Annotated in this window: 11 protein-coding genes; 3 read left to right on the top strand and 8 right to left on the bottom strand. The window is 26.6% G+C overall.

The window, feature by feature from the left end:
• Nucleotides 1-162: 162 nt before the first annotated feature.
• On the top strand, nucleotides 163-1287 hold the full coding sequence (locus Q3304_RS06980; RefSeq protein ID WP_407815168.1) for a DUF3810 domain-containing protein: 1125 nt from the start codon (nucleotides 163-165) through the stop codon (nucleotides 1285-1287).
• A gap of 196 nt (nucleotides 1288-1483) precedes the next feature.
• Here the strand turns inward: Q3304_RS06980 and ispG are convergent, their stop codons facing one another.
• The 4 genes from ispG to Q3304_RS06960 form a co-directional block, all read right to left on the bottom strand.
• Nucleotides 1484-2539 (bottom strand): flavodoxin-dependent (E)-4-hydroxy-3-methylbut-2-enyl-diphosphate synthase, encoded by a 1056-nt coding sequence (ispG, locus tag Q3304_RS06975; RefSeq protein WP_074179648.1) that lies wholly within the window; start codon nucleotides 2537-2539, stop codon nucleotides 1484-1486.
• Between the two features lie 186 nt (nucleotides 2540-2725).
• Entirely contained in the window at nucleotides 2726-3730 is a 1005-nt protein-coding gene (rseP, locus tag Q3304_RS06970; protein WP_054270591.1) for an RIP metalloprotease RseP, read from the bottom strand.
• A 12-nt stretch (nucleotides 3731-3742) separates the two neighbouring features.
• Nucleotides 3743-4897, bottom strand: a complete 1155-nt coding sequence (locus Q3304_RS06965) for a 1-deoxy-D-xylulose-5-phosphate reductoisomerase (RefSeq protein WP_243192568.1) — start codon at nucleotides 4895-4897, stop codon at nucleotides 3743-3745.
• A 164-nt stretch (nucleotides 4898-5061) separates the two neighbouring features.
• Nucleotides 5062-5265, bottom strand: a complete 204-nt coding sequence (locus Q3304_RS06960) for a helix-turn-helix transcriptional regulator (RefSeq protein ID WP_021384994.1) — start codon at nucleotides 5263-5265, stop codon at nucleotides 5062-5064.
• Nucleotides 5266-5441: 176 nt separating this feature from the next.
• Here Q3304_RS06960 and Q3304_RS06955 point away from each other — a divergent pair, with 176 nt between their 5' ends.
• Both Q3304_RS06955 and Q3304_RS06950 read left to right on the top strand, forming a co-directional pair.
• A complete protein-coding gene (locus tag Q3304_RS06955) occupies nucleotides 5442-6167 on the top strand; it encodes a hypothetical protein (RefSeq protein ID WP_407815169.1) in 726 nt (241 codons plus the stop codon).
• Between the two features lie 129 nt (nucleotides 6168-6296).
• Nucleotides 6297-6878, top strand: a complete 582-nt coding sequence (locus Q3304_RS06950; RefSeq protein WP_074179646.1) for a hypothetical protein — start codon at nucleotides 6297-6299, stop codon at nucleotides 6876-6878.
• Nucleotides 6879-6962: 84 nt separating this feature from the next.
• On the opposite strand, the gene Q3304_RS06945 is transcribed toward Q3304_RS06950, so the two are convergent.
• The 4 genes from Q3304_RS06945 to Q3304_RS06930 all read right to left on the bottom strand — a co-directional run bounded on the left by Q3304_RS06945 (nucleotide 6963) and on the right by Q3304_RS06930 (nucleotide 13485).
• Entirely contained in the window at nucleotides 6963-8780 is a 1818-nt protein-coding gene (locus tag Q3304_RS06945) for a putative bifunctional diguanylate cyclase/phosphodiesterase (protein ID WP_407815170.1), read from the bottom strand.
• Nucleotides 8781-8978: 198 nt separating this feature from the next.
• Nucleotides 8979-12020: a diguanylate cyclase domain-containing protein gene (locus Q3304_RS06940; RefSeq protein ID WP_407815171.1), complete on the bottom strand. Its 3042-nt coding sequence runs from the start codon at nucleotides 12018-12020 to the stop codon at nucleotides 8979-8981.
• Nucleotides 12021-12561: 541 nt separating this feature from the next.
• Nucleotides 12562-12702, bottom strand: a complete 141-nt coding sequence (locus tag Q3304_RS06935) for an RNA helicase (protein WP_407815416.1) — start codon at nucleotides 12700-12702, stop codon at nucleotides 12562-12564.
• Nucleotides 12703-12705: 3 nt separating this feature from the next.
• The gene (locus Q3304_RS06930; RefSeq protein WP_054270596.1) at nucleotides 12706-13485 is read right to left on the bottom strand and encodes a phosphatidate cytidylyltransferase; all 780 of its coding nucleotides are present in this window, start codon (nucleotides 13483-13485) and stop codon (nucleotides 12706-12708) included.
• Nucleotides 13486-13490 lie beyond the last annotated feature (5 nt).

The raw sequence follows: 13490 nt of genomic DNA, 5'->3' as shown, positions 1-13490 counted from the left end.
TTATTATTATTAGTTGTATACATATTGTTTATTCATATTAATATATTATAACTTATCATTAATTTAGTATAAAGTTATAAATACATATATATACTTATTTTACAACATATCTCCAATTGATATATAATATGTTTATATAAACTAGAGTCTGTGAGGTGAAATATGAACAAAAAAGCAAAATATTTTTCTTTAATTCTTTTTCCTATTGCTTTACTTTTAAATTTTATAGCAAGTAAAATTCCACACATTGTTGAAAAATATTACTCTCAAGCAATAGATAAAACAATTGTACAAATATTGAGTAAGATTTCAGGAATTTTCCCATTTTCTCTATATGAAATAACAATGTACATAATTGTTATATCTATCATTTTATTTTTATGCTCTACTATATTTACGATTTTCAATAAGAAAAAAAATTTTAAAATATTTTTAAAGAATGCTATTTTAAATATATTATCTATTGTATCAATAGTATACTTTCTTTTTATAGTGCTTTGGGGGATAAACTATAATAGGATTCCACTTGAAACTACCCTTATAAATCAATATAATTTAGAAAATAAGAGCTCTATTCAACCAAAGCAACATAGTGCTAAAGAACTTACTAAATTATATAAATTTCTTGTAACTAAGTCAAATGAAACTAGAAAACTCACATTACAAGATAAGAATGGAGTTATAAAATCTAATACAGATTATAAAGGTGTGATAAATAGAGCTCAACTAGGATATGATAATGTTCTAGATATATTACCTAGCGTTAGTGGAAGTTATTCTAAAGCTAAGTATGTTATTTCATCGAATATTATGTGCTATACAGGAATAACAGGTATATATTTTCCATTTACAGGTGAGGCAAATGTAAATGTAGCAATACCTGACTTGTATATTCCTTGTACAGTCGAACATGAAATGGCACATCAAAGAGGATTTGCTAGTGAAGATGAGGCTAATTTTATAGCATATCTTACATGTATAAAACATCCTAATATTGATTTTAACTATTCTGGTTATATTTTAGCTTTAAATTATACTGCTTCTGCCTTAAGTAGGATTGATTATAATGCCTATGTTGACATATCTAAAGGTATTTCAGAGTCAGTCCTTAAAGATTTAAAAAATGAAAGTGAGTTTTGGCAAAAATATGAAGGTAAAATTGATGAAATTTCTAATGAGTTCAACAATTCTTATTTAAAAGCTAATGGTGTTGTTGAAGGTACTCAGAGCTATGGTAAAATGGTCGATTTATTGCTAACTTATTATGAATTATATTCATACAATTAAACAAGACAATTAAAAACGCTCTTAACAAGATAACAGCTGTTAAATTAGCTGTTTTTCATTTAAATCAGAATATATATTTTTTTATATCTATTAAAGTTTCTCAAAGTAAAAATGGCTAGATGATTAAAATACTCTAGATAAAATCTAGTCTAAAAGTATTTAAAAATCTAGCCAATTAAAATCGATTTATTTTATACTATAACTTATCAATCTCTTCTAGTAACTCATCAACTAACTTATTACCATCAATCATTCTTACTATTTCTCCCTTTTTAAATAAAAGACCTTCACCTTTACCTCCAGCAATACCTATATCCGCTTCTCTAGCTTCACCAGGTCCATTTACAGCACATCCCATAATTGCAACAGTAATATCTTTTTCCATATTTCCAATCTTTTCCTCAACCTCATTTACAACACTAATTAAATCTATATTACATCTACCACATGTAGGACATGATATAACCTTAATTTTATCATTCAAAAGTCCTAGACTTCTTAAGATTTGTTTACCAACAACAACCTCTTCAACTGGGTCTCCTGTCAAAGATATTCTAACAGTATCTCCAATTCCTTTAAGAAGGAGTGCTCCTACACCTATAGAAGATTTTATTGTTCCTTTATGGATACTTCCAGATTCTGTAATTCCAACATGAAGAGGATAATCAACTTTTTTTGATATTAATTCATATGCATCGACAGTTTTATAAATATCAGATGATTTTAGAGATATAACTATATTATGAAAATCTAAATCTTCAAGAATCTTAATATGCCCCATTGCACTTTCAACTAATGCTTCTGCTGTTGCAGAACCATACTTTTTTAAAAGTTCTTTTTCTAAAGAACCTCCATTAACTCCAATTCTAATTTTCAGATTTTTTTCCTTACATTTCTCAACTACAGCCTTAACTCTTTCTATATTACCAATGTTACCAGGATTTATTCTAATTCCATCCACACCTTGTTCTATAGCTTCAAGAGCTAATTTATAATCAAAATGTATATCAGCAATAATAGGTATATTTACACTAGACTTTATCTTACCTATATTTTTAGCTGCTTTAATATCAGGAACTGCTACTCTAACTATATCACAACCAGCTTCCTCTAGTCTCTTTATTTGAGCTATTGTAGCATCTGCATCTCTTGTATCAGTGTTTGTCATAGATTGAATACTTATAGGGTTTTCTCCTCCTATTTTTATATTTCCTACACTTACTTCTCTAGTCTTTCTTCTCTCGTAACTCATATTCCACCTCTATATATTATTTTATATTAATTCTATTTAACTATTAAAAATACTCTAATCTACATATATATTATAAATTAAAAAGCTATATAGTTAAAGAAATAAGAATAAATATCGTATATTGAAATTTATTTATTCTCATTTAAAACTACATAGCCCTTTTCTTAATATCTATAAAAAACTAAATTATTGAAATAACCTTAATATATCTTTATATGTGATAAAAAGCATAAATAACATCAAAGCTCCAAAACCAACCACATTTATCATACCTTCTTTATTTGGGTCAAGTTTTTTACCACCTCTAACTGCTTCTAGTAATAACATAAGTATTCTCCATCCATCAAGGGCTGGTATTGGTAATAGATTTACTATACCTAGATTTAAACTTATTATAGCAGCTAAATACACTACATTTATAATACCTGTACGAGCTGCATCTGATACCATACCAATAACACCTACTGGACCTGCAACAGCATTACCAATTCCTCCTGGGACACGTCCTGTAACCATTTGACCTAAGAATGTCAACATTTGCTTCGTCATATCCACAGTAGTTTTACATGCATTTACAATTGAACCAAAAAAATCCTTCTCTCTTTGTGGTTGAATCCCTATTTCATACTTTCCATTATTGTTTTTAGGTGTTACATTTATAACCTTATCACTTCCATCTCTAGTTATACTAAGCTTCAATTCTCCACCAGAAGAAGTATTTATTATATTTGCAACTTCATCCCAAGACTTAACAGAATTACCATTAATTTTGTTTATTTTATCTCCTACTTGAAGCCCTACAGCCTGTGCAGGAGTATCTGGCATTATCTTCCCTAATTTAGTTGTTGGAGAACCTATATATAAAAATACTGGTACCAAAAGTATTGCTGCTAATATTATATTAAATATTGGTCCTGCTACAATAGTACTAAATCTTTGTAATATAGATTTATTTCCAAAAGAATTTGGACTTATTTGTTCTTCATCTTCACCTTCCATACTCACATATCCACCAATTGGAAGTGCTCTTATAGAATACTCTGTATCTTTTTTTACACTATATATCTTAGGTCCCATACCTATAGAAAACTCATTTACTTTGATACCACTTCTTTTTGCAAATATAAAATGTCCTAACTCATGTATTAATACAATTATACTAAATAGTATTAATGCAGCTATTATAGTCATAAATTCACCTTCCTATTTTTTTATCAGATTTGCAACATAAGCTCTACTCCATCTATCTGTTTCTAATATTTCCTCCAATGTTGGTTTACTTATGCTACTATGAACTTCTAAAGTCTTCTCTATGTAATATGGTATGTCATAGAAACCAATTTTATCCTCTAAAAATTCACTTACCAAAACTTCATTTGCTGAATTTAGAACAGAAGAATAAGTTCCTCCCATTTTTAAACATTCATAAGCCAATTTTAAACATGGAAAAGTCTCTAAATCTGGCTCTTCAAAAGTTAAAGTGCTAAATTTTGAAAAATTCATTCTTTCAAAGCTACTTTCCATTCTATCTGGATATGTAAGAGCATATTGTATTGGTAGTCTCATATCTGGACATCCTAATTGTGCTATTATTGAGCTATCTGTATATTGTACCATTGAATGGATTATACTTTGTGGATGAACTACTACATCTATATTTTCTTGTTCTACCCCAAATAGCCATTTAGCTTCTATAACTTCAAGACCTTTATTCATAAGTGTTGAAGAATCAATACTTATCTTTCTACCCATACTCCAGTTTGGATGCTTAAGAGCTTCATTTTTAGTTATATTTACAAGTTCATCTTTTTTCTTTCCTCTAAATGGACCTCCAGATGCTGTAAGTATTATCTTTTCTATGTTTTTTTTATTTTCTCCATTTAAACATTGAAATATAGCACTATGTTCACTATCAACAGGAAGAATATTTACATTATATTTTTCTGCCTCTCTCATTACAAGTTCGCCAGCAGTTACTAACGTTTCTTTATTCGCTAATGCTATGTCTATTCCCTTCTTTATAGCACAAAGAGTTGGAACCAAGCCTATCATTCCTACAACAGCAGTTAGAAGTACATCAACTTCATCAAGTGATGATATTATTTTTAGTCCTTCCATCCCTGCTAAAACTTCTATTTTTATATCTTTTGACAACATTTCTTTTAATTTTAATGCTTTATCTTCCTCAAAAACTGTTACGTATTTAGGTTTAAATTCTACTATTTGTTCTAGTAATAACTCAATATTACTATTAGCTGATATTGCAACTATCTCAAACTTGTCTCTATTTTCTCTGACTACATCTAAAGTTTGTTTACCTATAGAGCCTGTAGAGCCTAAAATTGATATCTTTTTCATATAATAATCCTTTCTAATAATAAATATACCCTATCAAAACATTATAACACTACTAAAACAATTATTTTTACTCTTCATAGAAATTTCATGTAGTATATTCTACAAACCAAAATCAATCCATTGTTTCTGTATTTTATAAAGTATTATAAAATATTTTAGTATCATTAAATGTCTCTTTTTATTTCAACAACATCCTCTATTTTACAGTCTAGTGCCAGACATATCTTCTCCATTGTATCCATAGAAACAGATTTATCATTTCCTAGTCTCCCTAAAACAGAAATACTTATACCTGATATATTTACAAATTCCATTTTCTTTATTTTTCTGTCAATTAATAATTTCCATAATGGAGCGTATGAAATCATATTATCACCTCGCAAAATATATTTTATCACATTTTATCTATTTTGGAAAATTTTCACCTATTTAGATAAATAATTCTTTTATAAATAGATATGAATTATAGTTTAGTAGAAATAAATATGTTAAAATAAATCAAAGTAATAGATTTAAAACTATACTACTAACAGGAGATGATTAAATGAATCAGGCTCAAAAAAGAAAACACGAATTTATAAAAAATCACTGGGATTTAACTGTCATAGAAAAAGAAAGAAATGTTGTTCGCATTATTCGTTACTTTCTAACAACACTTGCTATTATTGCTTTTTTTCTTCCCACTAAGCTTAAGTTCTCTATATACATATTTATCTCATTATTTTGTTGGATAGTGTATTTATTACTATATCCTAAAATGCCAATGGAAATGCCTAAAAAAAGAGACTTAAAAAAATATTATATACCATTTCCTTTCACTGCATGTGTATTGTCAATAATGATTCTTCTTCTATCTACAAATTTATTATATACATCCACAAAAGAGAGATTCACTTTTGTTTTCATTTATATGATAATATTATTTATACCATATATTTTAATGTTAATTTCAAAAAAAATAAGAGAGACAAAATTTATCATCTTATTAGTTCTCTTTTCTACGTTCATTCTTAGTTTTTCTACAACACCAGCTTTAAATTATGTTGCCACATTGGATAAACCTGAAATTGAATTTGTAAAAGTGATTGATAAAGTAAGTATTTCTTCTCGTTCTGGAAAGGAACATTATTTTAAAATAGAGGCAGATAATAAAATAAAAAGAATGAAAGTTTCCAATAAAATGTACAAGTCAATAAATAGAAATAAATTAGTTAAACTTTGTAAAAGAAAAAGTATATTTGGTTATGAATACTGGGCATTACAAAACTAGAAAAATAGCTATCCAAAAATACATACTATTATATTGATTTAAAACTCATTATTATAATATTATATAAATCATATACAAATATTTAATTAAAAAATTTTTAAATTTATATTTTAGAAAAAAGGAGAAAATATGCCATATTTATTAAAAATTAATCAATTTGAAAGAAGCTACGATATAGGAATTTTTAAAAATGAACAATCGATATATAAATTTATTGAAAAAATACCATTTGTAAAAAGAGACAGTAGTAATTTTAATTATATAAATTACTATATTGAATTTAAAGATATCCCTGAATATTATGAAGTAAATTTCAACAATTATTTATATATTATTACTAGATTTTCATTCATACCAAATGATGGTGAGATATTTTTTAGCTGGAACGAAATCCATTGTTGGGATGAAAAAATTGCTAATGAAAAAACCTTTATAAATGGTGAAACATTGGTAGATTCATATAATTTTCCAAACAATGAAGTAAAAGACTATATACAAAAACGAGAATCATTATATAGAGAAACAAAAATATATTATGAGGAAAAAGGATTAAAAATTGAAAGGCATGCACTTGGCTCAGAAGATGGGGAATATGTTGAACTTGTAAATGATTCTATACTTTATTTACTAGATGTAGAGGCAGTTGAAATATGGGAACAATCAAAAAATATAGAAGAATTTTTATATAAATATAAAAAACAGTTTGAATGATTTATATTTTTGATGTACATAACTATGGATTGAGCTATTTCATATTTCATTAAATAGCTCAATCCATAAATCAATAAAAAAACATTATACTATTTTTCCAGTTACATATTTATTAAAAAATTCTTTTTCTTCTATCGGTTTAGAAAAATAGAAACCCTGTCCCACATCACATTTAATCGTCTTTAAAAAATCTAGATCCTTTTTAGTTTCAATACCTTCACATACAACAGACATATCTATACGATGTGACATTTCGATAATACACTGAATAATACTATACACTTTTTCTCTATTAAAAGTTTCTTTAAGTAGACTTTTATCTAACTTTAACCCGTTAATCGATAAAGAGCATAAAAGACTTAGAGAAGAATATCCTGAACCAAAATCATCCATAGAAATTAAAAATCCTAACTTTTTAAGATTATCCAAAATCGAAATAACTGGCTCAGATATTTCATTAAAAGCACTTTCAGTTACCTCTATTTCTATATATTTAAAAGGAATTTCATATTCTCTAACAATATCTAAAAATCTTTGGTAGAAGTCATTTTGATAAATAGTAACTCTTGAAAAATTAACTGCTATAGGATAAGTGTATTGATTTTTTTTCATAAATGTCTTTTTTATAAATGAACATGCTTTCTTTAACATATAAAAATCTAATTCAATAATAAATCCACTTTTCTCAAATAATGGAATAAATTGATCTGGTGACAAAAATCCAAGTTCTGGAGAAAACCATCGTACAAGAGCTTCTGCACTCACAACGTTTAAAGAAGATATTTGAAATTTTGGTTGCAAATACATATGAAATTCCTCATTTTCTAGTGCCTTGTGCATATAATTATAAATACTATTTTCCATTTGTAATTGTTTTAACAGATTTTCATTATACCATACTGTAGATGAAATCCCTCTCTTTTTACTTACCTTATGTGCAATATTTGCCTTATCCATTATAGAGTTAATAGATTTATAATCTAATTTCTCATCTTCAACTAAATATGCACCTATACAGTAAGATATAGTTTGAGTTACATTCATATTTAATTCAGATATTATGGCATCAGTCAGAATTTTACTAATTTCATCTAATAGAGTCTCTCTATATTTTGCAAGTATCACAAAATTATCTGAACCAACTCTTGCACAAATTTCTTTAGTATTAAATGTCTTGGAAAGTGCAGTTGCAACTATTATTAAAACTTTATCACCATATTCATATCCATGTGTATCATTAATATATTTAAAATTGTCAATATCAATATTTAATAACACATATTCTCCCTTATGTGCATGATGTAAAATTTCAATAGCTCTGTTTTCAAATGCAACTTGATTTTTTATTTTTGTCAAATTGTCAGTATAAAATATTTTATCAAATTTTCTTTTATTATAACATTCCCAAATCAATAGGCTTATTGTTGAGACTATAAGATAGATAAGTAATGCAGTAGCAAAGGTATGCAATTTTATGTCAGAATGTTTTTCAGATATAAAAATAACATCTCTAGATAGTGAAGAATATGTTTCGCTCAATCTGTATAATTCATCACCTGAACCACCATTTCTAACTTTTATAATTTCTTTTTTCATAGATTTCCACATAGAATCCATTTGAATTAATTTTTCTTGAAATTCTTTATTATCACACCTTTGTAATCCATTTTCCCCTTTACCTGTTCTTAGCTCTATTAAAATGCTATCTAGTTGTTTTATCAAGTTATCATTTCTTTTATTATTCAACTCTTGTTTAACAACTTTTTGAGTTTCACTACCAATGGTACTAGTATAATTTATAATTTTAATATGTTCTATACTATTGTATAGGGAAAATATAAAAATTATAATAGCAACTAACCAAATAGTAGCATAAATTAAAAAATCATATTTTTTCTTCATTATTGTTACCTCAATTATAATATATCTATATAATTTGCAAATGACTAATCACTTCTGAATCTGCCATGACTAAAGTCACAGGGTTCCTGTTTCATAGAATTTTGCATAATCAACACTTTGCAGTAGTATGTATTTACCTTAAATAGCTCTATCTTCTATATATCTAAGATAGACCAATCTCTGATAATATAGATTTTTTTAGATAGAAAACATACAATATGTGTTTTTTCCTTCTTCTTTAGCTCTATATAGAGCACTATCTGCATGATGATATAACTCATAAAATTGTTCTCCATCTTCTGGATATACAGAAATACCTATACTTACACTTATTTCAAAATATAAATCATCATACTTAAATGTACTATCTAGTATTTTTAATATATCAAGACCTTTATTTTGTATACTTTCTTTTTCTCCACTGTACTCCATAAAAGCTATAAACTCATCACCTCCTACACGACCAACTATATCTGCTTTTCTAAAATTTCTTTTTAAACATTCAGCTAAGTCAACTAATATTTTATCTCCAAATACATGTCCCATAGTATCATTGACATATTTAAAATTATCTACATCAATCATAAACAGAGCATAACTTCTACTTCTATCACTCGATAGCAATATGTTTCTAATCTTTTCCTCAGTAGTGCTCTTATTTAGCAATCCTGTCATTAAATCATTTTGAGATTGTTCAATTAATTTATTATACTCTTTCTTTTCTTCATCTATATTTCTTATTTTTCCTAGTATGGATATAGCAGTATCTCCAATCTTATCTGGTTCATTAAACTCTATAGAACACCATAAATGCACATTATTTTTAGAGAGTATACGTATTTCTATTGTTTCTGGCTTGTTACCTCTCTGTGCCTCTTCTAAAGCATCCAGTAAGGTCTTACAATCATCTTCATAAATATTTAATAGCTGTTCAGTAATTGTTGATTTTGGTTCTACTTGAAAAATATTGTAATAATTATCAGAAAATATTATTGTATCATCCTTAAAATCATATTCAAATAAAATGTCACCCCATTGCTTTAATGCTTTTTGGTATCGATTAGCTAAGTTATTAGATGTTCTATCTTTTTCTTCATAAGTTTCATCTGTTACGTCTACTATACTTGAATAAAAATACTGTTTCCCATCCTTATCATTTTCACATAACCTAGAAATTGTTTCTAAAGAAATTAAACGATTGTCTTTGCATCTAATGCGATAGTTGAGTGTAATTATATCTTTAGAATTAATTTGGCTTATTATATCACTTATTACATTTTTTCTATCTTTTTCAAAGATTAAATCAATATACTTTCCATCAAACTTGTTTTTTATTTCTTTTTCTGTATAACCTATTAATGATATAAAACTAGGAGAAATGTAATCTAAAGTGAAATCTTCATCAAAACGAATACATTTTACACAAGCAGGAATATTATCCAGTACTTTCCTGTATTTCCAATATGATTCTTCCATCTCTAAAGACCTCTTCTTAAGTCTATCATTTTCTACAATAACTACAATTAAGCTCTTAAATCCTTCTTTTCCTCTTACGACATTACCTGTTCCGAGTATCCATATAGGTGTTCCATCAGATTTTACTACTCTAAATTCAATAGTTACTATATCACTAATTCCAAGTTGTCTCCTAATTTCATAATTTACATATTCTATATCATCTTGATGAACAAATCCTAATGCTTGATTCTTAAATTTTTCTTCCATCTCTTTAATTGTATAACCAAGCATTCTACGATACCCTTCATTACATGTAAGAAAAGTAAATTCATGGTCCATTCCAACTTGAAATATACCTGCATATGCATTATCTATCAGTTCTTTTATATTCATTGAATGCGTTGGAGTGAGTGCAGAATATACCATGCTCTTTTCCTTTTCTAAAGAAGTGTCTTTTGATATAATATCTTCCTGATAGTTAAATGAATCAACATATTTTTCAAAATAATATTCATGAAACTTATCTGCATTTATAGGCTCTTTATAATAAAACCCTTGCAGTATTTCTGGTCTCATCTGTTCAATAATTTTTAAAGTTTCCTTATCTTCAATTCCTTCAACATAGACTGTCATATTCATACTGTGACACAAGTTAATAATTTGTGAAACAATTTTTTGGTCTGTTACATCATATGTAATACGATTTAAAAGAGTATGATTAATTTTTAAAGAATCTGCACTTAATTCACGAAAAATTTCTAAGGATGAATGTTTCGCTCCAAAACTATCAAAGGTAATCTTAATGCCTTGACTTCGAAGAAAATCGAAAGAACGTCTTATTTCTTCTATTTTTTTTATAGTATTATCTTCTGTCAATTCCAATGTTATTAGAGATGGTGGCACACCTTCTTTTCTTATAGTATCTAAAATAAAGAACTTGAAGCTAGGGTTTTCAAGTTGTTGATATGATACATTTATGTTCATCTTGAAATTTGGCATATATTTTATCCATATATTCAGTTGTTTTAAAGCAGTTCTAATTATCCATTGACTAACTTTATCCATAAGTCCAGAAGATTCTAAAAAAGGTATAAACTCAGTTGGGCCAAGTTTCATTTCAAAATTAGGATTCTTCCAACGAAGTAATACTTCACATCCATATAGTTTCTTATTATCAGCAAAAATGAGTGGTTGATAATTTAAATAAAATCCTTTAAAATCATTTAACACACTTTCTCTTAGATACTCTATCAATTTTATAGAATACTGAGAAAAAGTTAACTTATCCTTTGAGTAGACAAGGAGAGTCTTTTTTCCTTGTTTCTTTGCCCTCTCAAAAGTAACACGTGCATTTTGGTACAATGAATCACAATCTATACCATCCTTAGGATAAAAACAAATACTTCCTGATATAGTAAATGAAATAGCATGTCCATTAATCTGTTTTATACATTGTGCTACATCCTGAAACCTATTAAATAGTTTTATTAATTCATAACAATCTCCATCTGGATACAAAACTCCAAAGCCATTTCCATCCAATCTATATAAACTTACATCTTCAGGTAAAAAGGGTAAAATAGCTCTAGAAAATTTTTTTAAAACCTTATCTCCAAATGAGTAAGAATATAAATTATTAATTTGCTCAAAATCATCTATTCCAATAAACATAATTCCATATGGATTCTTCTGATTTTCTAAGCTTGAAAGCATCATCCTAAAATTATAATTCCCATTTAAATTCGTTAATTTATCTATAATATTATTAGTTAATGTCTCCATTAATCCATCCCCCTCAAATTTCAAACTTTTTGAAATAAACATTTATCTATTATTTTTTTATTTTACTAACATTTTATATCTGTGAAAGTTTTTATGTGTATAATAAATCATTACCTAATTCAAAAGCTATTTTAAATATTAGTCTACTTTAAATTTAATCATCAAGTAAATGACATTGAAGATGGAATATCTAATTTATTTTAATAAACAATTAAAGTACCATTTACCTAGAATTTAACTCTTTGAATTTATTTTATCACATTATGGAAATATATTCCTTTTTTTTGAGATATTACTTAAATTATACATATACTTGTACAATAAAAGCAACAATCTACTTATCTATTATTAATTATGTTTAAAAATAAAATTTATAAATATATAATAAACTAATTACATTTAGATATATATATTATAAAAAGATAATAAAATTAAGAATATCGATATTATTAAACAAAAAAATACTTTTTAATGACAATTCTCGTATACAAAACAAATACATACTACAAGTATAGTATATATTTGTAAATCAATACCTATTTTATATAATCCACTTAATATATTCTAAATCATTAAACAATGAAAATAGCCATGTAACTAAACAATCGCAGAATCTTCTGCTTTTAGAAGTTACATAGCTATTTTCATTACTAGCAATTATAGACTGCTCTTTTAAAACCAATCTTTATCTAATAAAAAATTTAATAGCACTATACACAAAAGGTGCAACTAATATAACGCTATCGAATCTATCTAATATACCCCCGTGACCAGGTATTATCTTTCCATAATCCTTTATCCCTACATATCTCTTTATAGAAGATGCAAATAAATCTCCTAATTGAGCTATTATACTTCCTATGCTTCCTATTATTGCTAATTGAAGCAAATTAATACCAAATAAATATCCAAATATAATACAACAAAGTGTACTTCCTATTATTCCTCCAATAGCTCCTTCTACAGTCTTTTTAGGACTCACTTTAGGAATTAACTTATGTTTTCCAAGTAAATAGCCACTAAAATATGCAAATATATCTGTCATAAAAGATATAACAAATATAAGCCATACATAGATATTACCTTTTTCAAAACCATTTATAGTTATAACTATAAAATCTAAAAACACTCCTATATAAAAAATCCCTAAAAACGTAATCGAAACATCTATAACATTGTTTTTGCCCATCAACATATAAATTATACTTGCTAAAAATAAAATGAAAATCATTGCATAAGTATACTCTAATGGTAAGTTAAAAATATTTTTTATAGCTAAATAAATAGAAAATATATATCCAATAATGAAGATTGGATTTATATCTTTTATTTTAAACGCCTTATAAAACTCATGTAATGCAATATAAACTATTGCCATCTCAGCTATATATAAAGGAATCCCTCCATATACAACAAATAGAAATAATGGAACCAGAGCTAGTGAAGCAATAATTCTTGTAAGCATAAAAT

The organism is Clostridioides sp. GD02377, assembly GCF_045899875.1.
Classification (GTDB): domain Bacteria; phylum Bacillota; class Clostridia; order Peptostreptococcales; family Peptostreptococcaceae; genus Clostridioides; species Clostridioides difficile_A.
This window is presented reverse-complemented; position numbering and strand designations above follow the sequence as displayed.

Bases quoted from the DNA above. Each gene is read 5' to 3' on its own strand.
- Q3304_RS06930 (WP_054270596.1), bottom strand. From the start codon at position 13,485: ATGCTTACAAGAATTATTGCTTCACTAGCTCTGGTTCCATTATTTCTA.
- Q3304_RS06950 (WP_074179646.1), top strand. From the start codon at position 6,297: ATGCCATATTTATTAAAAATTAATCAATTTGAAAGAAGCTACGATATA.
- Q3304_RS06960 (WP_021384994.1), bottom strand. From the start codon at position 5,265: ATGATTTCATACGCTCCATTATGGAAATTATTAATTGACAGAAAAATA.
- Q3304_RS06940 (WP_407815171.1), bottom strand. From the start codon at position 12,020: ATGGAGACATTAACTAATAATATTATAGATAAATTAACGAATTTAAAT.
- Q3304_RS06945 (WP_407815170.1), bottom strand. From the start codon at position 8,780: ATGAAGAAAAAATATGATTTTTTAATTTATGCTACTATTTGGTTAGTT.
- Q3304_RS06980 (WP_407815168.1), top strand. From the start codon at position 163: ATGAACAAAAAAGCAAAATATTTTTCTTTAATTCTTTTTCCTATTGCT.
- Q3304_RS06965 (WP_243192568.1), bottom strand. From the start codon at position 4,897: ATGAAAAAGATATCAATTTTAGGCTCTACAGGCTCTATAGGTAAACAA.
- rseP (WP_054270591.1), bottom strand. From the start codon at position 3,730: ATGACTATAATAGCTGCATTAATACTATTTAGTATAATTGTATTAATA.
- ispG (WP_074179648.1), bottom strand. From the start codon at position 2,539: ATGAGTTACGAGAGAAGAAAGACTAGAGAAGTAAGTGTAGGAAATATA.
- Q3304_RS06955 (WP_407815169.1), top strand. From the start codon at position 5,442: ATGAATCAGGCTCAAAAAAGAAAACACGAATTTATAAAAAATCACTGG.